Raw genomic sequence first — 21,608 nt, forward strand, 5'->3', positions numbered from 1 at the left:
ATTACTGTTTAGATGCTTCGATAAGTTCGATGAAATGATCGAACAATGGGGCACAATCATGTGGACCTGGGCTTGCTTCAGGGTGACCTTGGAAGCTGAAAGCTGGTTTGTCTGTACGGTGAATCCCTTGTAAGGTGCCATCGAACAATGATTTATGCGTTGCTTTTAAGTTAGCCGGTAAAGTTTCAGCATCTACAGCGAAACCATGGTTTTGTGAAGTAATCATCACTGTACCATCTTCAAGATTTTGTACAGGGTGGTTAGCACCGTGGTGACCATGATTCATTTTTACAGTTTTTGCACCAGAAGCGAGTGCCAAGATTTGGTGGCCTAAGCAAATACCAAATACAGGTAATGTTGTGGTTTCAACAATAGTTTTTACAGCTTCGATTGCATAATCACAAGCAGCTGGATCGCCAGGGCCATTTGAAAGGAATACGCCATCCGGATTAAGTGCCAATACTTTTTCAGCCGGAGTTTCTGCAGGTATAACGGTTAATTTGCAACCGCGGTCTGCAAGCATACGCAAGATGTTGGTTTTGACACCGTAATCGTATGCAACTACATGATATTTTAATTCAGGTTGAGAGAAGCCTTGGCCTAGAGTCCATGAACCTTCAGACCATTCAAAACCAGTTGAATCACAACATTCTTTTGCAAGGTCTAAACCGTTTAAGCCACCAAAAGCACGAGCTTTGGCAATTGCTTCTTCTTCAGTAATATTTTCGCCAGCAAGGATGCAACCATTTTGTGCACCTTTGTCACGCAAAATACGTGTTAATTTACGTGTATCAATATCCGCGATTGCAACAACATTGTGTTCTTGCAAATATTCACTCAAAGACTGCTCAGCACGGAAGTTACTGTGTAGTAGAGGAAGGTCACGAATAATTAAACCATTCGCCCATACTTTATGGATACGACCAGATTCAACGTCTTCTGCATTGCAGCCAGTGTTTCCGATATGAGGGTAAGTTAATGTCACAATTTGTTGTGCATAACTTGGGTCAGTCAAAATTTCTTGATAGCCTGTCATGGCTGTGTTAAAAACGACTTCTCCAGTCGTACTTCCCGTTGCGCCGATTGACGTTCCTTTAAAGATCGTTCCATCTGCGAGGGCTAAAATGGCGGGGGGGCTCAAACCAAAGCTCCTGAATTTCGGCTGTAAAAAAGCGAGTAGACCCAAAAAAGATAGGCGATGTTGTGATAAAACATGCCCCTCCCTATCGGTCTGCTCGCTTGTAACTTAACAGCGCATTATACGCATGGAACCTCAAAAAGTCTATTTATTTTCTGCTAAAAAACATAATTCATTGCTTGATTTTTACAAAAAAATTATCCGCTCATCCGAATCAGTTACTTTTGATAAATTGTCTAACAATTTGCTGGCTGAATTTTTAGAACTGGATTTATTGTATTGCTAGTTAAAAAATAAACAATATGAGGAAATAGCATGAGTAATGATCAAGTTTCAAAAGATGTGAGCGAGAAAGCTCAAGCAGTAGTTGATTCGGTAAAAGCCGAGGTGAATGAAGTGAAAGAAACCGTAGCTGCTACTACAACTAAAGCGAAAAGAACAGTAACTGCTAAAACTGCGCAAGTAAAAGAAAGTGTTGCCGAGAAAACTGAGCAGATTAAAGAAGTTGCTACAGAAGCGAAAACTCAGGTGAAAGAAGCTATCACTGAAACTCAAGAGCAGGTCAAAGAAGTTTTAAGTGAAACTCAAGAAAAAATTGAAGCTGAAACTCATGAGTTAAACAAGAATATTCAAAATCAATTTGTTCAAATTAAACAAGATATTCTACAACGTCTTGATGTGATTAAAGCTCAGTTTAGCACTTCACAAGAAGGACTTTCTGAACTTAAAAATGCTTTGAAAGCAGAAATTAACGCGCTTATCGAAGATTTGACTAAAGTCAGTAAAGAATTAAAAGGTGATATTAGCCAGATTTCTTTGAAGCACAAAGATTCTTTAAGTGAAAGTATTAAGCGTACTAAAAATAATGCAGTTGAAGCCTGGAATAAAGCACGAGATAACTAACGATCTTAGCTTTTAGCCAGCTATAAAAAAGCGAGAATTAATTTCTCGCTTTTTTATTTTTTAAAACTGATGTAACCAGTCACGCTTATTATGGAAATCTGCACTTTTTCCACTATGCTGCATTGCATAGTACTGCATACCTTCTTGGGTTTTTAAAACTGCAGTTAAACCTAAATAAAGGTTTGACCATTTCAAGCGATGCTGTTGCATAAATTGTCCCAAATCAAGACTAACATTTAAGCCATAATGAGTACGTTTGAGATGGTTCAGTTCGATATCGTAAGCAGCAAGGGGAGGTATACTTTCTGGATAGCGATATTCTTCAAACTGATAAGACTGCCATGCTTGAGAAGGGGAAAGGTTAATTTCCCGATAATAATCTTCATCATGCACGCCAACAAAAATTTCGAAACAAGTTTCTTCCCACAAAAAATCCTGACGCGGATGAGCCGCGACTTCTTGGGGCCAGACAATGAGTTGATTTGGATCACGAATCCAAAAACCGACATTTAAGGTGTGCGGTCCTTGCTGTTCAATTGCGCCAACAACAGAAACAGCATGAAAACGATCAAAAGCTGAAAGTTCGTAACTTGCCATAGTTTGTCAAATCAAATTAGTTTGCTAAATGAGCGTGGCGAACAAGATTAGACAAATGCTGGTTTTGCTTAGCTGCTTTTTTGTAAAGTAAAACAATTTTACCAATCTTTTGCACAGCTTCTGCGCCAGTCGCTTCTACAATTGCATCAATCACAGCAGTACGTGCTTCACGGTCTTCACCAGCAACTTTAACTTTAATAAGTTCGTGGTCGTTTAAAGCACGAAGAGTTTCTTCGATAACAGCATCTGTTAAGCCTTGTCCACCAATCATGACAACCGGATTAAGCACATGACCAATTTGACGTAAACGTTTACGTTCATGGATAGATAAAGCGGCCATTAAAAATACCTGATTTTAAAAACGACTTAGTATAGCAAAAAACTTAAATTCAGATGTACGAAAAACTGTATAAATAATCGATCAACATTATTGGAAAAAAACTGTAAAACTTGGTGAGATTACGCTACATCCGTACTGTAATGAGAGTAATTTTCACGTACAATGAACGATCAGAAGTTTTTTTGATATTTAGTGAGTTATGGCAACACGCATTACAAACCAGAAATTGTCGAAAAGTAGTCGTGCGTGGATGAGGGAACATCTAGACGATCCTTTTGTAAAAAAAGCACAAAAGGAAGGGTATCGTGCGCGAGCAGCATATAAACTTCTTGAAATCCAAGAAAAATATAAGTTGATCAAGCCAGGCATGACGGTAGTCGATTTGGGTGCAGCTCCTGGTAGCTGGTCTCAAATTGCTGGAAAACTTGTGGGTAGCAAAGGTTTAGTGATTGCTTCCGATATTTTGCCCATGGATGCTTTGCCTGATGTCACTTTCTTACAAGGCGACTTTAGAGAAGAAGCTGTATTTGAAAAATTGTTAAATATTTTAAATGGGCGACAAGTAGACATTGTAATTTCTGATATGGCCCCCAATACATCAGGTAATAGGGCTGTTGATCAACCTAGACAGATTTACTTATGTGAACTGGCTTTAGATTTTGCTCAAAAGGTTCTTGGACCTAATGGACAGTTTGTGGTTAAAGTGTTCCAAGGCGCAGGATTCGATGAGTTTCGCAAACAAGTGGTTGATAGTTTTGATGTGTTAAAGACAGCAAAACCAGCAGCTTCTCGGGCGCGCTCTAAAGAAGTTTTTTTGGTTGGACAAGGGCGTAAGAAAGCATTGCAATAAAGTTTACTTGCCAAGCTCCTAAAAATTGTGCATTTTGTACTTTTAGGTTATCCGCAAGCAATACAGTTGCTGTTTTTATGACGATCAGCCAAGATTGGGCATGATCAAATTAGATCGATATGGGAATAAAGCTTTGAGCGATTACTTCAAGAATGCCGTATTGTGGCTAATAATACTTGGTGTTCTGATTTTAATTTTCAGTAATATCAGTGACCGCAATAAGCCTACTGCGATGAAATACTCAGATTTCGTTGCAGCGGTGAATGCTGGCCAAATTAAGCAAGTCACAATTGACGGTTTAAATATTAATGGTGAAAAAACTAACGGATCACAGTTTGAAACTGTTCGTCCGCAAGTTGAAGACACTGAGCTTATGCCGAGCTTAAATAAGCAAAATGTTGTTGTAGAGGGAACAGCTCCTCAACGTCAAGGCATTTTGATGCAACTTCTCATTGCTAGTTTCCCTGTACTGTTAATCATTCTGTTATTCATGTTCTTTATGCGTAACATGGGTGGTGGTGCAGGCGGAAAAAATGGACCGATGAGTTTTGGTAAGTCGAAAGCAAAAATGCTTTCTGAAGACCAAATCAAAGTTAATTTTTCTGACGTTGCCGGCTGTGATGAAGCAAAACAAGAAGTTGTTGAAATTGTAGATTTCTTAAAAGACCCTGCAAAATTCAAACGTTTGGGCGCTACCATTCCTCGTGGCGTACTTATGGTTGGTCCTCCGGGTACTGGTAAAACGTTATTAGCCAAAGCAATTGCTGGTGAAGCTAAAGTTCCTTTCTTCAGCATTTCAGGTTCTGACTTTGTCGAAATGTTCGTGGGTGTGGGTGCGTCCCGTGTCCGTGATATGTTTGAGCAAGCGAAGCGTCATGCGCCTTGTATTATCTTTATTGACGAGATTGATGCAGTAGGACGTCATCGTGGTTCAGGTACAGGTGGTGGTCATGATGAACGTGAACAAACCTTGAACCAAATGCTTGTAGAGATGGATGGTTTTGAAGGTAACGAAGGTGTAATCGTAATTGCTGCGACGAACCGTGTTGATGTCTTGGATAAAGCATTATTACGTCCAGGTCGTTTTGACCGTCAAGTAATGGTAGGTTTACCTGACATTCGTGGTCGTGAGCAGATTCTGAATGTACATTTGAAAAAATTACCTTCAGTTACGGGTGTGGATGTTAAAGTTCTATCTCGTGGTACTCCAGGTTTCTCTGGTGCACAGTTGGCAAACCTGGTTAACGAAGCTGCATTATTTGCTGCACGCCGTAATAAGAACACTGTTGACATGCATGACTTTGAAGATGCAAAAGACAAAATCTACATGGGACCAGAGCGTAAATCGATGGTTTTACGTGAAGAAGAACGTCGTGCAACTGCTTATCATGAAGCGGGTCATGCGATTGTTGCCGAGATTTTACCGGGTACAGATCCTGTTCATAAAGTAACGATTATGCCGCGTGGTTGGGCTTTAGGTGTAACTTGGCAGTTACCTGAACAAGACCAAATTAGCCACTATAAAGACAAGATGCTAAACGAAATTGCAATTTTGTTTGGTGGTCGTATTGCTGAAGAAGTATTTATCCAACAGCAATCTACTGGTGCTTCAAATGACTTTGAGCGAGCTACTAAAATGGCACGTGCAATGGTTACGAAGTACGGTATGTCTGACAAAATGGGTGTAATGGTTTACGAAGATGAAAACCAAAATGGTTTCTTTGGTAATGTGGGAAGCCGTACGATTTCTGAAGCAACTCAACAGTTAGTTGATGAAGAAGTACGTCGTATTCTTGATGAGCAATATAAAGTTGCACGTAATATCTTAGAAGGTAATAAAGATATTGCACATGCGATGGTAAAAGCTTTGATGGAATGGGAAACTATTGATCGTGATCAAATCCGTGACATTATGGAAGGCCGTGAGCCACAACCGCCTAAAGTATATGTTGCTGAAAATCCAGTGGCTGCATTTGAACCACCAAAAGATGGTCCATCTACACCACCACCATTGCCAGCAATGAACTAATAATTAGTTAATTAAAAAAGCCACAGTCATGTGGCTTTTTTTATGGGCTTGAGTTTGTTAAAAGCTAAAAACAAATCAACACCATATATAGAGGATAATTGCTAAAATACAGCCTGATTTTAAACTGGAGCTTTTTATGCAACTAATGCCTTTGCCTCAACAGATTTTACAGTGTGGACAGCTTCAGTTAGATCTATCACAGCCTCACGTTATGGGCATATTAAATGTCACACCAGATTCTTTTAGTGATGGTGGAAAGCATAATCAAGTAGATCAAGCGATTGCTTATGCACTAGCCATGGTAGAGCAAGGTGCTACCATTATTGATATTGGTGGTGAGTCTACCCGTCCAGGAGCATCTGAAGTAAGCGTAGAAGAAGAAATACGAAGAGTTGTGCCCGTAGTTGAAGCTTTAGCTAAACATAATATTGTTCTATCAATTGATACAAGTCAGCCTGATGTTATTCGTGCAGCGAAAGAAGCAGGAGCACATATTTGGAATGATGTACGTGCGCTTACTCGTCCCAATGCTTTAAAAACGGCAGCAGATCTGGATATACCCGTAGTGATCATGCATATGCGTGGTGAGCCGACTACAATGAATCAGTTAGACCAATATACGGACGTAACCTTAGATGTTATAGCGGAACTCCAGCAGCGCGTGAATGAAGCTTTAAATGCGGGCGTGAAAAAACATAATATTATTATTGATCCTGGGTTTGGTTTTGCAAAAAATGCGCAGCAAAATTTAAGACTATTAAAAGAATTTTGGAAGCTTGGTGAAATGGGTTATCCGATTTTATCTGGCCTATCTCGTAAACGTTTTATTGGTGAAGCATTAAAGGGTGCAACTGCAGATCAGCGTGCGGTAGGAAGCGTTGCGGGGCATTTGCTTAGTATTCAGCAAGGAGCATGCATTGTTAGAGCGCATGATGTCAAAGCAATGACTGATGCAATTCTAGTTTGGAAGGCGATGATACAAGCCTAGCAAAGTAGGCTTTATAAAATCAGGTAGTAACTCATTAATTTAATGAGCTAGATGATTGAGTCAGGGAAAAATATCGTTATTCTTTTGAAAATATGTTATAAGCGGCAAGTTTTTGCTGTTGTGTAAACTTTTGTATGTTCGAAGACTTACTTCTCCCGATGTTTGATGATGAATATTATCCAGATATTTTGGTCGCTGAACTAAAGCAGCTCATTGAACAATTTGCTAAAAAAGTTCAGAAGCCTGCCTTAGCTGAGCAGGATATCTATCGATATGCTCATCAGACTGTGATTGAAATTAATGAAATGAAACCTCAGTTCGAAGATCTAGATTCTTCGTTAGATGATAGTGCTGCTGACTATATTGCTGAAGCAATGATGATGGTAGCACAGGAAGCTGGATATTTAGATCTAGAAATGGAAGAGCTGGTGATGAATCGAGAGTGGTGATTACTCTCGATTTTCAATATCTTCAAATACATCTAACAAGTGGCAAGATGCCTTTAAATGTATTTCGTCTATTTCTTTAACTTTTAAAACTAAAACACCATTCTCTTGATAATCTGCGTCCGCTAACAAACTGACCCAATAAGTTTCTCTTTTTTGTTCCAGCGTTTTAAATTTATCTATTATCTGTTCGGGTGCTTTAACTAAATAATCATCTTTGGTAATAGAGCAACGTGAAAAATACCAATTGTTGTCTTTGAAAGAAAGGGTACCAGAGAAAAGATCTGTGGCGTAAACCTTTGTTATAAAAAGGGTAGTGCAAACGAGTAATAATATTCTTATCATAAAATTCATTTTGATTAGGCATAAAAAAACCAGCATACGCTGGATTCTTTGTAGCACCAAATTCAATATTTGAAAATGGTGCCCGGGGCCGGACTCGAACCGGCACGCTTTGTGGGCGGGGGATTTTAAATCCCCTGTGTCTACCTATTTCACCACCCGGGCATGTGCGCAATAATAGAGGACAAGTGCGCGATTGGCAAGAGAAAATCAGAGAGTTTGCTTTATTTTCAATCAGTTCTTGTTGGTATTTATATAAATTGACCAATTTGTGTCATGATTTGTTCATTAAACTGAGATCAGTTGTTCATCTTATCTACCTAAATTTAAGACACTCATTGCTTAAAACTTAGGTAATTTTATGTCAGAGAAAATTTCACGCCGAGAATTAATTCAAAAGAGTCTGTTCGGTTTTGGGGCGCTATCTTTGCCTGTAGCTTTTACGGGGTGTAATGATGGTTCCGATGAGGAGGAGGGTTCAGAAACACAAGCAGATTTTTTACATGGAGTTGCGAGCGGCGACCCATTGCAAGATAAAGTAATTTTATGGACGCGTTTAACACCAGTAGACCTTAGTGCACCTCTTAAGGTGACTTGGGAAATTGCTACCGATGATCAGTTCAAGCAGAATTTAAAGACTGGTACGGTTCAAACGACTAAAACTGACGATTTTACCGTGAAGGTGGATGCAACAGGTCTACAAGCAGGTACGACTTATTATTATCGCTTTCGATTTGGTAGTAAAGTCTCGCCAATAGGGCAAACTAAAACTTTACCTGTAACTACTAATAAGGTTAGCTTTGCAGTATGTTCTTGTTCTAATTATCCTGCGGGTTATTTTTACGTTTATCGTGAAATGGCAAAACAGAACGTGGATGTAGTGATTCATTTGGGCGATTATATTTATGAATATGGGGCTGATGGCTATGCGACAGAAGATGCTGCAAAGCTGGGCCGTACTTTACCGTCCGATAATAATAAAGAAATTATTGAGTTAGATGGTTATCGCAAGCGTTATGCGCTGTATCGTCAAGATAAAGACTTACAGGCCGCTCATCAGCGTCATCCTTTTATTGTAATTTGGGATGACCATGAGTTAGCAAATGATACTTGGCGTGAAGGGGCTGAGAATCATACGGAAGAAACTCCAAAAGCAAAGAATGAAGGTAAGTTTTTAGAAAGAAAGCTAGCGGCTTTACAAGCTTATTTTGAATGGATGCCTATCCGTCCTATCGATGATCAGCATACTAAGATTTATCGCCGGTTTGATTTTGGGGGGCTTGTCAATTTAATGATGTTAGATACTCGCATTATTGCCCGTGATGAGCAGTTGGATTATGGCAAGTATATAACAGCAAATGGTTTGGATATTGCAAAATTCCAAGCAGATTTGACTAATCCAATGCGGACCTTAATGGGTGAAACTCAGCGTGAGTGGTTATTAGGTAGTAAAGAGAAAAATATAGTAGGTCTCTTACAAAGTTCAACTGCAACATGGAATGTTGTGGGACAGCAAGTCTTAATGAGTAAAATGTGGATTCCTGCTGAGTTGTTGGCATCGCTGGGGCAAATTACTTCAGGCGGAACATCGCCAGATACGTTAGCTAAAATGAATGCGCAAATTACAGAATTAGTCACATTAAAATTACGATTAGAGCAGGGTGATCCAACTTTAACTGTTCAAGAAAAAGCTCGAGTCACAACTTTAGTTCCATATAACCTTGATGCTTGGGATGGTTACTATGCTGAGCGAGAGTTCTTTTACACTAAATTGGCAGAGTTTAATAAGAAAATTATTGTTTTGGCAGGCGATACCCATAATGCGTGGACATCTTACTTATATAGCCAAAAGGGTGAATATGTCGGGGTTGAACTGGCGACAAGTTCGGTTTCTTCACCGGGTCTTGAAAAATATTTAAGTATTCCGCTAGCTCAGTTGCAGCAATTTGAATTTGCCTTTACGACGCTTATCGATGAATTGGCATATTGTAATTTAAATCAGCGGGGTTATTTGATGGTTACACTAGATGATAAGCAGGTGCTGTCGGATTGGATTTTTGTAGATTCAATTAAAAATGCAGAATATAAAGTAGATTCTAGTCGAGGTTATCAATTGGTGTTGGATGCGAATTTAACACCTGAAAAAGATAAGCAAAAAACTGCTTAAATATATGGGGCGAGAAAGGGATGCTAATAAGTATCCTTTTTTTAGACATAAAAAAACCAGCTTTCGCTGGATTCTTTATGACACCAATTTCTGTACTAGAAAATGGTGCCCGGGGCCGGACTCGAACCGGCACGCTTTGTGGGCGGGGGATTTTAAATCCCCTGTGTCTACCTATTTCACCACCCGGGCTTTACCAAATTTGGAGGCGGAGGTCGGAATCGAACCGGCGTCCACGGAGTTGCAGTCCGCTGCATGACCACTCTGCCACCCCGCCTACATTTGGTGATGCACATATTAGCAACCTTTACAAAAAAAACAATACTGTTTTGAGATAAGATGAACATAAAAGCAACATCTAGAATAAATTTGTCCAAATAATCATGTATTATTGGCACATTAAATTCATGTCTACCTTGGAGATGTGCTGTGGCATTGGTTTTAGACGGTCGCGCATTAGCAAAGCAAATTGAAGAAAATTTGTCAGTACGTGTTGAAGCTTTAAAAGCTAAAACAGGTCGTACCCCAATTTTGGCGACTATTTTAGTTGGGGATGATGGTGCATCTGCAACTTATGTACGCATGAAAGGAAATGCTTGCCGTCGAGTAGGCATGGACTCTTTAAAAATTGAATTGCCACAAGAAACGACAACAGAACAATTATTAGCTGAAATTGAAAAACTTAATGCTAACCCAGATGTACACGGCATTCTTTTACAACATCCAGTTCCAGAGCAAATTGATGAGCGTGCATGTTTCGATGCAATCTCATTAGCTAAAGATGTTGATGGTGTAACTTGTCTTGGTTTTGGCCGTATGGCTATGGGTGAAGCTGCATATGGTTCAGCGACTCCTGCAGGCATCATGACCATTTTAAAAGAAAACAATATCGAAATTGCTGGTAAACATGCGGTTGTAGTCGGTCGTTCAGCAATTTTAGGTAAACCAATGGCAATGATGCTTTTGCAAGCGAATGCAACAGTAACGTTTTGCCATTCACGCACAAAAAACTTCCCTGAGCTTGTGAAACAAGCCGATATTATTGTCGGTGCAGTTGGTAAAGCTGAACTTATCCAAAAAGATTGGATTAAACAAGGTGCAGTGGTTGTAGATGCTGGTTTCCATCCTCGTGATGGCGGTGGTGTAGGTGATATTCAACTACAAGGTATTGAAGAAATTGCTTCTGCTTACACACCAGTACCGGGTGGTGTTGGTCCAATGACTATTACAACTTTGATTCGTCAAACTGTAGAAGCTGCTGAAAAAGCTTTAGGTTAATTTAATTAACGCTAGGCTGTTATTTGATACGCGTAACCGTCATCCGCAATTGTTTGAGGCAGAAATACGTTAAAAATTTAATGTTTCTGCGATGCTTTCGATTCTAGAGAGTATCTGCCGAGTTTTGCGGATGACAATGGTTTTGCCTACTTTTCCCGAAAGAAAAGTAGGTCCAACCGAAGGTTATTCTAAAAATTCAAATCATAATGGAATGACTCTGTTATGCTTGTTATAAAAATGAATTAAAAGAAATCTGATGAGCTGCACCTTTCAACTGTCTAAAGCCCCTGAACATTTACTTCAAGCCTTACATGAAGTTATTCCCAATTGTGAGTTGATGGTACAACAATTACCAGAAACGCCTATTTCTTTATGGTTGATTCCACCAGTTTTTCCAACTGATCGCTTAGATGATGAAGTTATTCGTCGTATTTGGAATGATACGCCGTATTGGATTTTCTGTTGGGCATCTGGTTTAGCAATGGCACAGTGGTTACTTGCAGAGCCGGACCATGTTAAAGATAAAGTTGTTTTGGATTTCGGGGCTGGTTCGGGTGTAGTTGCAATTGCTGCAAAAATGGCAGGAGCGAAACGAGTCATCTGCTGTGATATCGATCAAGTTAGTTTGAATGCTTGCCGTGAAAACGCTTTACTTAATAATGTTGAGCTAGAATATTTAGATGATTTATATAAGGCTGAGCAAGTTGATGTTTTATTGGCAGCTGATGTTTTATACGATCAATGTAACCGCTTTTTCTTAGATGAATTTTTAAAGTTTGCGCCAGAAGTCTGGGTGGCTGATAGCCGTGTTAAAAACTTTAGTCATCCCAAATATGAAAAAATTGAAGAAAGAAGTGCTTCTACATGGCCAGATCTAGATGAAGCTAAAGAGTTTAGAAATGTAAGTTTTTATAAGACGCTGTAAAAGAACAGCGTCTTTTTTTTATTTTATGAACAAGTATAACGAACAACTTTTAGTGTGCTTGGACGTGCTTCAAGCGCTTGGCGAGTCGCATAGTCTTCACCATTATTTAAGCTAGGTGTATTTGATAAGCCAAAAGAAGCACGAGTTTCGCCGAGTTGAATTCCATAATGCTCATCTTTCGCTGGATTAGGAATTTCATTGATACTCAAAATTGATAATTTATAAACTTTCTGAGCACCTAGCACATTCTGACAAGCGCGTTGTAATTTACGTTCATCGAGTTGCTGGTTATTACGACCCGCTAAAGTGTAAGCTAAAGTCGCCGAAGTTTTTGTTTGGTTTTCAATCTGGTATCCAGTTGAACCATTATATTGTCGAGGGGTAGTCTGACAAGCAGTTAAAACAAACATACTACTTAATGCCAAGCATAAAATACTTCTATTCATCAGTATCGTCCTTATTTTCTTATAGCTAGTATCTCATAAAATACAAAGGTTGTTGGGGCTTAATCTCATGATTTGAGCTAACATCGGCGAACGATATTAGCCCTTATTAGTAAAGTATTAATGTTCTTTGATTTTTGAATGATGCTTGGTATCTTTCATAAAAATATAAATAATGAGAGAAATGAAGATCATGATACTTACATAAATAAAGTACCAAGATTCATGCCCAGCTTCTTTAAAACTTAAAGCAAAGAACTCTGCTGTTCCGCCAAATAACGTATTGGCAATCGCGTAAGGTAATGCAACTCCTAAAGCGCGAATGTGTGCAGGGAAGAGCTCAGCTTTAACTACGGCATTAATTGAAGTGTAACCAGTCACCATTACGAGACCCCCAAAACATAACCAGAAAGCTGTCCAGTAGTTATGTGTATTTGCGAGTGCATCGAATAGAACGTATGTGAATAAAACACCTGTTATTCCGAAGAAAATCATAAGGGGTTTTCGACCAATGCGATCCGATAAAGCACCCGCTACAGGCTGTAGACACATAAAAATAAATAGCGCTAAAGTTGTAATTTGAGTGGCTTCAGGTTTGGTGAATCCAGATGTGTTGACCAAATATTTTTGCAGATAAGTCGTGTAAGTATAAAAAGCTAAAGTCCCGCCAGCGGTTAAAAACAATACTGTGAACGCTTCTTTCGGATAATGTTTAAATAAAGCAAACATGCCTGATTTTGGTTGGTCTGTTTCTGCCTGAGCATTTTTAAAAGATTGAGTTTCTAATAGGCCACGTCGAATGCGGAAAACTACAATCGCGAGTAAAGCACCTATAAAGAATGGGATACGCCATCCCCAATCATGTAGTTGTTCTTCAGTTAATACCATTTGTAATATTAATAGAACACATAGGGCTGTGAGCTGACCAGCAATCAATGTTACATATTGGAAGCTAGAGAAAAAACCACGTCGATTTCTTTCAGCCATTTCACTTAAATAGGTAGCACTAGCACCATATTCACCGCCTACACTTAAGCCTTGAATTAAACGGGCGACAACTAAAAGAAGAGGGGCAAATACACCAATACTTTCATAACTTGGCGTCACGGCAATAAGCAGCGAACCTATACACATTAAAGTGACTGAAAGCGTAAGACCCGCCTTGCGTCCTTTACGGTCGGAATAGATTCCCATAATCCATGCACCGATCGGGCGCATTAAAAAGCCTACAGCAAAAATTGCGGCCGCTTGAAGGAGTTGAGCCGTCTGGCTACCTTTTGGAAAAAAAGCATGAGCAAAATAGAGCGTGAATGCTGCATATACATACCAGTCGTACCATTCGACAAGGTTACCGGCAGAACCGCCCAAAATTGATTTTAGACGAGTTTTTGTATCTAAATTAGAATGTGGAGTTGTTGCGGTAGAAGGTTGATCAACCATGAGTCGCTCCATGTTTCGCTTGGGTTGAATGCTAAAAGAGAGAAGATTTATTCCGTTTTTACATATTTTCTAGAGGAGTATTTCACTTTATTTTTTTTATGTCTGTAAAACAATGTTTATTATTTAAGCAAAGGAATAAGTTGAATATTTATGTGATTTCAAATTAGCCGATCAGCTCACGTTTATAATATTGTTGGGATCTTTGGCATATTATTTTTTTCCAAGTAGTAAAAATTGATAAAGAATGAGTAGAGTTTGGGCGAAGAAAACCTATACCCCTTAAAAATAATGATATATTCCAAAGAAAATTTTAAGTAAATATAGTTAGGCATGATGTCTTGGCATTGTGGACTAGATGTGTGTGAATAATGAAAGGGACATTCAGATGTCAAATTGCCCGAAAAAATATATTGTTGCTTTTGATCAGGGAACAACAAGCTCAAGAGCAATTGTTTTAGACCATGATGCTAACGTTGTAAGTATTGCTCAAAAAGAATTTACTCAGATTTATCCTCAGCCTGGCTGGGTTGAGCATGACCCTATGGAAATTTGGGCTACGCAAAGTGCTGTTTGGGTAGAAGCATTAGCTCAAGCAGGCATTAAGAGTGAACAAGTTGCAGCAATTGGGATTACCAATCAGCGGGAAACAACAGTTGTTTGGGATAAAAAAACGGGAAAGCCGATTTACAATGCGATTGTTTGGCAAAGTCGACAAACGACTGAGATATGCAATCAACTACATAAAGCAGGATTGCAAGAATACATAAGTAAAACAACGGGTTTGGTGATTGATCCGTATTTTTCGGCCACAAAAATTAAATGGATATTAGACCATGTTGAAGGAAGTCGTGAACGTGCTGAGCGAGGTGAATTATTGTTCGGTACGGTGGACACTTGGTTAATCTGGAAACTAACCAATGGCGCAGTCCATGTCACTGATTTTACCAATGCTTCGCGAACCATGCTTTTTGATATTGAAAAGCTTGAATGGGATGAAAAACTTTTACAAGCTTTAGATATTCCTCGAGCAATGTTACCCGAAGTGCGTAGCTCATCTGAGGTTTATGGATATACACATACCATTAGTGGGCAAGAAGTTGGTATCCCCATCGCAGGAATCGCAGGTGATCAACAAGCCGCACTGTTTGGTCAAATGTGTGTTGAATCTGGTCAGGCAAAAAATACCTATGGCACAGGCTGTTTTCTATTAATGAACACAGGTAAGAAGATTGTACGTTCAGAACATGGATTACTAACTACTATTGCATGTGGTGCGAGTGGTGAGGTGAACTATGCCTTAGAGGGTGCCGTGTTCAATGGTGGTTCTTGCGTTCAGTGGTTACGCGATGAATTAAAGGTCATTAAGAATGCTAAAGACTCTGAGCTTTATGCAACACGTGTGAAAGACAGTAACGGTGTATATGTTGTACCTGCTTTTACAGGGTTGGGCGCACCGTATTGGGATCCAACTGCGCGAGGAGCAATTTTTGGTCTCACACGTGGAGCCAGTATTGAACATATTATTCGTGCAACTTTAGAGTCTATTGCTTTTCAAACCCGAGATGTTTTGGATGCAATGCAGCAAGATGCAGAAGAAAAGCTCCGTACACTCCGTGTTGATGGGGGAGTGACGGAAAATAATTTCTTGATGCAATTTCAAGCCGATATTTTAGCGACACCAGTAGAACGTCCAATAATGAAAGAAACCACAGCTTTGGGGGCAGCTTTTCTTGCTGGACTGGCGACGGGTTTCTGGCAAGATCTACATGAGTTAAGAAATAAATCCGCCATAGAAAAGGTATTTGAGCCAAAAATGTCTTCTGAACAATCAGAAATTATTTATAAAGGTTGGCTCAAGGCAGTTAAGCGTAGTCAAAGTTGGGCTGAGGATTAATTCGTTCTTTAACTGGTTGAATTCGATAGTAGGATGATCAATTAAGGGTTAAATACTTGGTTATTTAAAATTGATTATTCTACTTTTTTGATTGTTGTTTCTTCCATTTGATGTTTTAATTTTTATAAGATCAACAATAAAAAGAAAATGAGAAATGAAAATACACCCTAATGATTATTTAAAAATATATGACATTGCCGTGATCGGTGGCGGTATTAATGGTGTTGGTATTGCTAATGATGCTGCAGGCCGTGGACTATCGGTATTTTTATGTGAAAAAGATGATTTAGCTAGTCACACCTCATCTGCTAGCAGTAAATTAATTCATGGTGGTCTACGCTATTTAGAGCATAAAGAATTTAGATTGGTTAGAGAAGCCTTAGCAGAGCGTGAAGTGTTGTTGGCTAAAGCTCCACATATTATTAAACCCATGCGCTTTATTATGCCTCATCGACCACATTTACGCCCTGCATGGTTAATTCGGGCGGGCTTGTTTTTTTATGATCATTTGGGAAAACGAGAAAAACTATTAGGATCAAATCTTATTTACTTCAAAGAAGATAGTCCTTTAAAACCAGCTATCACACGTGGCTTTGAATATTCTGACTGTACTGTAGATGATGCACGTCTTGTAGTGTTAAATGCATTACAGGCCAAAGAGAAAGGTGCCAAAGTCGTAACACGTACGCGTTGTATTAAAGCTTATAGGGAACAAGAGCTGTGGCATCTGGAGTTACAAAGCGGAGCAGAGTTTTATCAGGTACGTGCAAGAGCTTTGGTGAATGCAGCTGGTCCTTGGGTTGAAGAAATTATTAGAGAAAACCTAAATTTAGAATCGCCTTATCAAATCCGATTGATCCAAGGAAGTCATATTGTTGTGCCAAAATTATATGACTGCCATAAAGCCTTCATTATGCAAAACGAAGATCGACGCATCGTGTTTGCAATTCCATATTTAGAAAAATATACACTGATTGGTACGACAGATCAGGAATATATAGGTGATCCACAAAAGGTAGAGATCACAGAGGTAGAAATTGATTACCTCTTAACAGTGACCAATTCACATTTTAAAAAGCAGTTAACTCGAGCTGATATTGTAAGCCAGTACTCGGGTGTACGTGCTTTATGTGATGATGAATCTGATAATCCTTCAGCAATTACACGTGACTATACCTTGGCATTACAGGCTGAACATAAAAAAGCACCTTTGTTATCTGTGTTTGGTGGCAAGATCACAACTTATCGGAAACTGGCAGAGGCTGCTTTAGAAGATCTATCCCCGTTTTTTAGTAATATGGCAGAGGAGTGGACTGCAGATGAGCCATTACCTGGCGCTGAAAACTGGACAACACTAGATGATTTAACGCATCAGATTTATTCACGTGTAAGTGGAGTGTCTGAATCACTTGCTAACCGTTGGGCGCATGCATATGGCACAAGAGTCTGGAATATACTCAGAGAGAAAAATGCAATAGAGCAATTAGGCCAGAATTTTGGACATGATTTATTTGAATGCGAAGTCAAATATTTATGTGAATATGAATGGGCAACTACTGCTGAGGATATATTGTGGCGTAGAACAAAACTAGGTCTGGCATTTGATGAAAAACAAGTAAAAATATTAGAAGCTTATTTATCTGAGCGTCGACAAAAAGATGATGCCGCATAATAAAAAAGGTCGCATATAGCGACCTTTTTTATATATAGCAATTAGAAGCCAGTTTTTACAGCTTCAAGTAAAGCTGCTTGACGTTCTTTTAATGCTTTCGGTAAGCGATCACCGAGTTTATTAAATAAATCAGTGTGGCTTTCAATTTCAGTAATCCACTGATCTTTATCTTGAGCTGTGATTAGGTCAAATTCTTCTTTAGAGAATTCAGTACCTTCCCAGTTCAAGTCGTCATATGTTGGAACAAGACCAATTGGTGTTTCAACAGCGTTTGCACGACCTTCACAACGATCAATGATCCACTCAAGAACACGCATGTTTTGACCGAAACCAGGCCATACGAAGTTGCCTTCAGCATCACGACGGAACCAGTTTACATTGAAGATTTTTGGTAATTTATTACCAGCTGCTTCAGCTTTTGTGCTTACTTGTTGACCAAGGCTTAACCAGTGATCAAAGTAGTCAGCCATGTTATAGCCAGCAAATGGAAGCATCGCGAATGGGTCACGACGAACGATACCTTGTTGACCAACAGCAGCAGCAGTAGTTTCAGAACCCATAGTTGCCGCTTTATATACACCGTCAACCCAATCGAAAGCTTCAGAAACTAAAGGAACTGTATCTGCGCGGCGACCGCCGAAAATAAATGCAGAAATTGGAACGCCTGCTGGATTTTCCCAGTCAGCATCGATAGAAGGGCATTGACCAGCTGCAACAGTGAAGCGAGCATTTGGATGCGCTGCTTTTTCACCATTTACGTGAGGCTGACCTTTCCAGTTAGTTAAGTTTGTTGGAACTTCTTTAGAAAGACCTTCCCACCATACTTGACCATCTTCAGTTACCGCTACGTTTGTATAGATAACATCTTTATGAAGAGTTGCCATACAGTTCGGGTTAGTCTTGGTGTTTGTACCAGGAGCTACACCGAAGAAACCAGCTTCAGGGTTAATCGCATATAAACGACCATCTTCACCTGGTTTGATCCAAGCAATATCGTCACCTACAGTTTCGATTTTCCAACCTTCATAACCTGCTGGTGGAATTAACATTGCAAAGTTTGTTTTACCACATGCAGACGGGAATGCTGCAGCGATGTAGTGTTTTTCACCTTGAGGGTTAGTTACACCAAGAATAAGCATGTGTTCAGCTAACCAACCTTGTTCGCGTCCCATGACAGAAGCGATACGAAGAGCTAAACATTTTTTGCCAAGTAATGCGTTACCGCCGTAACCAGAACCGAAAGACCAGATTTCACGAGTTTCTGGGTAATGAACGATATATTTTTCAGGGTTACATGGCCAAGCAACGTCTTTTTGGCCTTCAGCAAGTGGAGCACCTACTGTATGTACACAAGGAACAAACTCGCCGTCTGTACCTAATACGTCATAAACTGCTTTACCCATACGTGCCATTTTACGCATGCTAACAGCAACGTAAGGAGAGTCAGTTAACTCAATACCGATATGAGCAATATGGCTACCTAAAGGACCCATTGAGAAAGGAACAACGTACATGGTACGGCCTTCCATTGAGCCTTCAAATAAACCATTTAATTTTTCACGCATAACAGCTGGGTTTTCCCAGTTGTTTGTCGCACCAGCATCTTCTTTATTTTGAGAGCAGATGTAAGTACGGTCTTCAACACGTGCAACGTCAGATGGGTCAGAATTTGCAAGATAAGAACCAGGATGTTTTTCTTGGTTTAATTTCTGCATGGTGCCGTTAGCGATCATCAAGTCGATTAGACGTTGATACTCTTCTTCGCTTCCGTCACACCATTCGATTTTTGCTGGTTTGGTTAAGTTTGCAATTTCTTCAACCCATGCGATAAGCTTAGGATGACGAACGAATTCTGGTGCGTTCACTGTGGTCATGGTGAGGCCTATTCAAAATATGTACAACGTACAAGTCATTCATTGAGAGGTACAATGAAAGATCAAATAAAAAAGTGGCTGTATTAAAGCACAAAATCATAAAAAAAATAAGACTAAAGACTAAGAAATAGATATTTTACTTTTTTATATTTTTCTTATTTAAATCATTAACTTGTAGTTTTTTACAATATCTTATTCTCAATATTTTTATGTTGTATGTATGTTATTTATATTATTTATTTCCTTAAAAATCAATATCTTGATTCTTATTTTTTTCTTGAGAATTATTATTGATTAAACAAATGATCTTCATTCAAAATTTACATAAAGAGACTTTTATTAGGTGTTTTTATATACAATATTCAGGATGAATCCCTCTAAGATAATAAAAATGCGGACTTTAAAACCTCTCTCTATCATTTATAACCAAAAGTCGGGTTTTCATGCGTCAAAACATGAAGATATGTATGAACAGTTAATGACCGTGTTCACCGAATTTGGTTTTGAAATACAAGTTTTTGAATTAGCGGAAGATGTTTCTTTTGATGATTTGATGATTCAAGTAATTCATCGGCATAGCCAAAATGCAAACTTAGGTGTTGTTGTTGCAGCGGGTGGGGATGGAACATTAAATGCGGTAGCATCAAAACTTAGACATACTCATATCCCTATGGGAATTTTACCTTTGGGAACTTTTAATTATGTCGCTAAAGTTTTAGATATTCCCTTAGATTTGTTAGAAGCTGCTGAAGTCATCGCTAGAGGTACACCACGCTCTGTACATATTGCGACAATTAATGACCATGTTTATTTAAATAATGCGAGTCTAGGACTTTATCCATTATTTATAAAGAAACGTGAGCTTTATAATAAATATTTAGGACGCTTACCTTTACATGCCTATACCTCAGCTCTGGATGTTTTATTAAGAGAAAATAAATCCATGAAACTTTCCGTCACAGTTGATGGGAAGAAATATCCAGTCAAAACCCCTCTAATTTTCTTTGGTAATAACCAGTTGCAGTTGTGTGATATGAAATTAAGAATTGCCGAATGTGCAGCACAAGGTCGGGTCGCTGGAGTGGTCATTACGAAAAGTGATAGGCTTAGTTTATTAAACATGTTGTGGCAGTGGATTCAAGGCAAAGTAGAAGAGACCCAAGATGTTTATAGTTTTTGTGCAGATCATGTGGTGGTAGATTGTGCAAAAAGATCAAAACTTACAGTAGCTTTAGATGGTGAAATATTAGAGATGAAAGCACCTTTAAATTTCTCTGTAGAAAAGAATGCTTTAAATATTATGGTGCCAAATGTTGTTACACCTATCTGATCTGCATTTTGGAACAGAAGTTGAGGCATGTTTAGATGCAATCCGACTTTTTTGCACTCAACATAAACCTGAAGTCATTGTGGTGAGTGGTGATATTACTCAACGTGCCCGATATCAACAGTTTTATAAATGCCGTCAGTTTTTAGATAGCCTTAATATTCCTTATCTTGTTGTGCCTGGTAATCACGATATTCCGTTGTACCATATCTGGAACCGTTTTTTCTCACCATTTACTCGCTACCAATATTTTTTTGGCCAGCTTGAACCAACTATAGAAACTGAACATTTTTATATTGTTGGGGTGAATAGTATTCGCCGTCGTTATCATACTCGTGGACATATTTCGATTGAGCAAATTCAAACTACATATGAGCGATTACAGCAAGCGCCAGCGGATAAAATCAAATTAGTTGTTTTCCATCAACCTTTTTATACTCCACCTGATGATGAGCATGGTATTAAAGATTGTCCTGTATTAGGAAAAATGGCACTCGAAAAATGGAGTACAACGGGACTATTTGGAATGTTACACGGGCATTTACATAAAACTGCTGTATATGATTTAACGCAAATTTATCAATTAAAGATAGATCATCCTATTTATGATATTCATGCAGGAACAGCAACTTCTAGCCGTTTGCATTATCATGTTCCAAATAGTTTTAATGTCATTTCAAATGAAGGAAAAATTAATCATTATTGGTTTAATTATGATTTAAAGATTTTTCAATTAATTTAATTTATAAAAATTCTATAAGACATTTAACTTAAGAGTAGATTGATAAAATTTTATCCATTACAATGCCTAAGCTTTAAATTCTATATATGGGGAATAGGAAAACATTCTAAATGTTTTATCATTTTAAAAATAATATTAATGGATACATAAAAAATTTTTAACTATATAAAAAGCCGCGATTTAAAGTAGCTACAATAAGGGTTTAGGGTTTTATGA

Annotated in this window: 20 protein-coding genes and 3 tRNA genes; 13 read left to right on the forward strand and 10 right to left on the reverse strand. The window is 38.7% G+C overall.

All coding sequences use genetic code 11. The features are described from left to right. Nucleotide 1 precedes the first annotated feature (1 nt). Complete coding sequence (gene carA / locus J655_RS19570) at nucleotides 2-1,141, reverse strand: glutamine-hydrolyzing carbamoyl-phosphate synthase small subunit (protein WP_032052810.1); 1,140 nt, start codon at nucleotides 1,139-1,141, stop codon at nucleotides 2-4. A 124-nt stretch (nucleotides 1,142-1,265) separates the two neighbouring features. On the opposite strand from carA, the gene J655_RS24775 reads away from it, so the two are divergent. Together J655_RS24775 and J655_RS19575 are read left to right on the forward strand one after the other, a co-directional pair. Then, on the forward strand, nucleotides 1,266-1,424 hold the full coding sequence (locus J655_RS24775) for a hypothetical protein (protein ID WP_002115567.1): 159 nt from the start codon (nucleotides 1,266-1,268) through the stop codon (nucleotides 1,422-1,424). Between the two features lie 29 nt (nucleotides 1,425-1,453). Next, nucleotides 1,454-2,041: a hypothetical protein gene (locus tag J655_RS19575; RefSeq protein ID WP_005072962.1), complete on the forward strand. Its 588-nt coding sequence runs from the start codon at nucleotides 1,454-1,456 to the stop codon at nucleotides 2,039-2,041. A 60-nt stretch (nucleotides 2,042-2,101) separates the two neighbouring features. Here the strand turns inward: J655_RS19575 and J655_RS19580 are convergent, their stop codons facing one another. After that, complete coding sequence (locus J655_RS19580) at nucleotides 2,102-2,638, reverse strand: DOMON-like domain-containing protein (protein WP_032007537.1); 537 nt, start codon at nucleotides 2,636-2,638, stop codon at nucleotides 2,102-2,104. Nucleotides 2,639-2,654: 16 nt separating this feature from the next. Beyond that, nucleotides 2,655-2,978, reverse strand: coding sequence for a ribosome assembly RNA-binding protein YhbY (yhbY, locus tag J655_RS19585; protein WP_002115576.1), 324 nt, complete (start codon nucleotides 2,976-2,978; stop codon nucleotides 2,655-2,657). Between the two features lie 199 nt (nucleotides 2,979-3,177). Between yhbY and rlmE the strand changes: the two genes are divergently transcribed. From rlmE to J655_RS19605, 4 genes are all read left to right on the forward strand, one after another. Further along, nucleotides 3,178-3,828, forward strand: coding sequence for a 23S rRNA (uridine(2552)-2'-O)-methyltransferase RlmE (gene rlmE, locus J655_RS19590; protein ID WP_000235573.1), 651 nt, complete (start codon nucleotides 3,178-3,180; stop codon nucleotides 3,826-3,828). 133 nt (nucleotides 3,829-3,961) lie between these two features. Next, the gene (ftsH, locus tag J655_RS19595) at nucleotides 3,962-5,857 is read left to right on the forward strand and encodes an ATP-dependent zinc metalloprotease FtsH (protein WP_005803954.1); all 1,896 of its coding nucleotides are present in this window, start codon (nucleotides 3,962-3,964) and stop codon (nucleotides 5,855-5,857) included. A gap of 136 nt (nucleotides 5,858-5,993) precedes the next feature. Then, complete coding sequence (gene folP / locus J655_RS19600; RefSeq protein WP_032007536.1) at nucleotides 5,994-6,845, forward strand: dihydropteroate synthase; 852 nt, start codon at nucleotides 5,994-5,996, stop codon at nucleotides 6,843-6,845. 134 nt (nucleotides 6,846-6,979) lie between these two features. After that, nucleotides 6,980-7,294 carry a DUF5713 family protein gene (locus J655_RS19605; protein ID WP_005067609.1) on the forward strand — a complete coding sequence of 105 codons (315 nt, stop codon included), beginning with the start codon at nucleotides 6,980-6,982 and terminating at the stop codon, nucleotides 7,292-7,294. On the opposite strand, the gene J655_RS25185 is transcribed toward J655_RS19605, so the two are convergent. Both J655_RS25185 and J655_RS19610 read right to left on the reverse strand, forming a co-directional pair. Next, nucleotides 7,295-7,636 carry a hypothetical protein gene (locus J655_RS25185; protein WP_199962073.1) on the reverse strand — a complete coding sequence of 114 codons (342 nt, stop codon included), beginning with the start codon at nucleotides 7,634-7,636 and terminating at the stop codon, nucleotides 7,295-7,297. A 76-nt stretch (nucleotides 7,637-7,712) separates the two neighbouring features. Next, nucleotides 7,713-7,798: transfer RNA gene (locus J655_RS19610), tRNA-Leu, on the reverse strand. 196 nt (nucleotides 7,799-7,994) lie between these two features. Between J655_RS19610 and J655_RS19615 the strand changes: the two genes are divergently transcribed. After that, entirely contained in the window at nucleotides 7,995-9,800 is a 1,806-nt protein-coding gene (locus J655_RS19615) for an alkaline phosphatase D family protein (RefSeq protein WP_032042574.1), read from the forward strand. Between the two features lie 103 nt (nucleotides 9,801-9,903). Here J655_RS19615 and J655_RS19620 read toward each other — a convergent pair. Both J655_RS19620 and J655_RS19625 read right to left on the reverse strand, forming a co-directional pair. After that, a tRNA-Leu gene (locus tag J655_RS19620) sits at nucleotides 9,904-9,989 on the reverse strand. Nucleotides 9,990-10,000: 11 nt separating this feature from the next. Further along, nucleotides 10,001-10,074 (reverse strand) — tRNA-Cys (locus J655_RS19625). Between the two features lie 152 nt (nucleotides 10,075-10,226). Here J655_RS19625 and folD point away from each other — a divergent pair. Continuing rightward, a complete protein-coding gene (gene folD, locus J655_RS19630) occupies nucleotides 10,227-11,075 on the forward strand; it encodes a bifunctional methylenetetrahydrofolate dehydrogenase/methenyltetrahydrofolate cyclohydrolase FolD (protein ID WP_032052813.1) in 849 nt (282 codons plus the stop codon). Nucleotides 11,076-11,331: 256 nt separating this feature from the next. Further along, the gene (locus J655_RS19635; protein ID WP_017480493.1) at nucleotides 11,332-12,000 is read left to right on the forward strand and encodes a class I SAM-dependent methyltransferase; all 669 of its coding nucleotides are present in this window, start codon (nucleotides 11,332-11,334) and stop codon (nucleotides 11,998-12,000) included. 23 nt (nucleotides 12,001-12,023) lie between these two features. Here J655_RS19635 and J655_RS19640 read toward each other — a convergent pair whose 3' ends face one another. Together J655_RS19640 and J655_RS19645 are read right to left on the reverse strand one after the other, a co-directional pair. Then, nucleotides 12,024-12,446, reverse strand: a complete 423-nt coding sequence (locus J655_RS19640; RefSeq protein WP_002115580.1) for a hypothetical protein — start codon at nucleotides 12,444-12,446, stop codon at nucleotides 12,024-12,026. Between the two features lie 117 nt (nucleotides 12,447-12,563). Beyond that, nucleotides 12,564-13,895, reverse strand: coding sequence for an MFS transporter (locus tag J655_RS19645; RefSeq protein WP_005803945.1), 1,332 nt, complete (start codon nucleotides 13,893-13,895; stop codon nucleotides 12,564-12,566). A gap of 373 nt (nucleotides 13,896-14,268) precedes the next feature. Between J655_RS19645 and glpK the strand changes: the two genes are divergently transcribed. Next, entirely contained in the window at nucleotides 14,269-15,777 is a 1,509-nt protein-coding gene (gene glpK, locus J655_RS19650; RefSeq protein ID WP_032007022.1) for a glycerol kinase GlpK, read from the forward strand. 154 nt (nucleotides 15,778-15,931) lie between these two features. After that, the gene (gene glpD, locus J655_RS19655; protein ID WP_032007024.1) at nucleotides 15,932-17,449 is read left to right on the forward strand and encodes a glycerol-3-phosphate dehydrogenase; all 1,518 of its coding nucleotides are present in this window, start codon (nucleotides 15,932-15,934) and stop codon (nucleotides 17,447-17,449) included. Nucleotides 17,450-17,490: 41 nt separating this feature from the next. Here the strand turns inward: glpD and J655_RS19660 are convergent, their stop codons facing one another. Continuing rightward, nucleotides 17,491-19,323 carry a phosphoenolpyruvate carboxykinase (GTP) gene (locus tag J655_RS19660; protein WP_005067621.1) on the reverse strand — a complete coding sequence of 611 codons (1,833 nt, stop codon included), beginning with the start codon at nucleotides 19,321-19,323 and terminating at the stop codon, nucleotides 17,491-17,493. A gap of 391 nt (nucleotides 19,324-19,714) precedes the next feature. Between J655_RS19660 and J655_RS19665 the strand changes: the two genes are divergently transcribed. Both J655_RS19665 and J655_RS19670 read left to right on the forward strand, forming a co-directional pair. Further along, a complete protein-coding gene (locus J655_RS19665; RefSeq protein ID WP_032007026.1) occupies nucleotides 19,715-20,653 on the forward strand; it encodes a diacylglycerol/lipid kinase family protein in 939 nt (312 codons plus the stop codon). After that, entirely contained in the window at nucleotides 20,634-21,392 is a 759-nt protein-coding gene (locus J655_RS19670; RefSeq protein ID WP_017480496.1) for a metallophosphoesterase family protein, read from the forward strand. The genes J655_RS19665 and J655_RS19670 overlap by 20 nt, the downstream gene beginning before the upstream one ends. Nucleotides 21,393-21,608: the final 216 nt, after the last annotated feature.

This window comes from Acinetobacter sp. 1294243, assembly GCF_000588015.1.
Lineage (GTDB): Bacteria > Pseudomonadota > Gammaproteobacteria > Pseudomonadales > Moraxellaceae > Acinetobacter > Acinetobacter pittii.

Bases quoted from the DNA above. Each gene is read 5' to 3' on its own strand.
- J655_RS24775 (WP_002115567.1), top strand. From the start codon at position 1,266: ATGGAACCTCAAAAAGTCTATTTATTTTCTGCTAAAAAACATAATTCA.
- J655_RS19575 (WP_005072962.1), top strand. From the start codon at position 1,454: ATGAGTAATGATCAAGTTTCAAAAGATGTGAGCGAGAAAGCTCAAGCA.
- J655_RS19580 (WP_032007537.1), bottom strand. From the start codon at position 2,638: ATGGCAAGTTACGAACTTTCAGCTTTTGATCGTTTTCATGCTGTTTCT.
- yhbY (WP_002115576.1), bottom strand. From the start codon at position 2,978: ATGGCCGCTTTATCTATCCATGAACGTAAACGTTTACGTCAAATTGGT.
- rlmE (WP_000235573.1), top strand. From the start codon at position 3,178: ATGGCAACACGCATTACAAACCAGAAATTGTCGAAAAGTAGTCGTGCG.
- folP (WP_032007536.1), top strand. From the start codon at position 5,994: ATGCAACTAATGCCTTTGCCTCAACAGATTTTACAGTGTGGACAGCTT.
- J655_RS19605 (WP_005067609.1), top strand. From the start codon at position 6,980: ATGTTCGAAGACTTACTTCTCCCGATGTTTGATGATGAATATTATCCA.
- J655_RS25185 (WP_199962073.1), bottom strand. From the start codon at position 7,636: ATGATAAGAATATTATTACTCGTTTGCACTACCCTTTTTATAACAAAG.
- J655_RS19615 (WP_032042574.1), top strand. From the start codon at position 7,995: ATGTCAGAGAAAATTTCACGCCGAGAATTAATTCAAAAGAGTCTGTTC.
- J655_RS19635 (WP_017480493.1), top strand. From the start codon at position 11,332: ATGAGCTGCACCTTTCAACTGTCTAAAGCCCCTGAACATTTACTTCAA.
- J655_RS19640 (WP_002115580.1), bottom strand. From the start codon at position 12,446: ATGAATAGAAGTATTTTATGCTTGGCATTAAGTAGTATGTTTGTTTTA.
- J655_RS19645 (WP_005803945.1), bottom strand. From the start codon at position 13,895: ATGGAGCGACTCATGGTTGATCAACCTTCTACCGCAACAACTCCACAT.
- glpK (WP_032007022.1), top strand. From the start codon at position 14,269: ATGTCAAATTGCCCGAAAAAATATATTGTTGCTTTTGATCAGGGAACA.
- glpD (WP_032007024.1), top strand. From the start codon at position 15,932: ATGAAAATACACCCTAATGATTATTTAAAAATATATGACATTGCCGTG.
- J655_RS19660 (WP_005067621.1), bottom strand. From the start codon at position 19,323: ATGACCACAGTGAACGCACCAGAATTCGTTCGTCATCCTAAGCTTATC.
- J655_RS19665 (WP_032007026.1), top strand. From the start codon at position 19,715: ATGCGGACTTTAAAACCTCTCTCTATCATTTATAACCAAAAGTCGGGT.
- J655_RS19670 (WP_017480496.1), top strand. From the start codon at position 20,634: ATGTTGTTACACCTATCTGATCTGCATTTTGGAACAGAAGTTGAGGCA.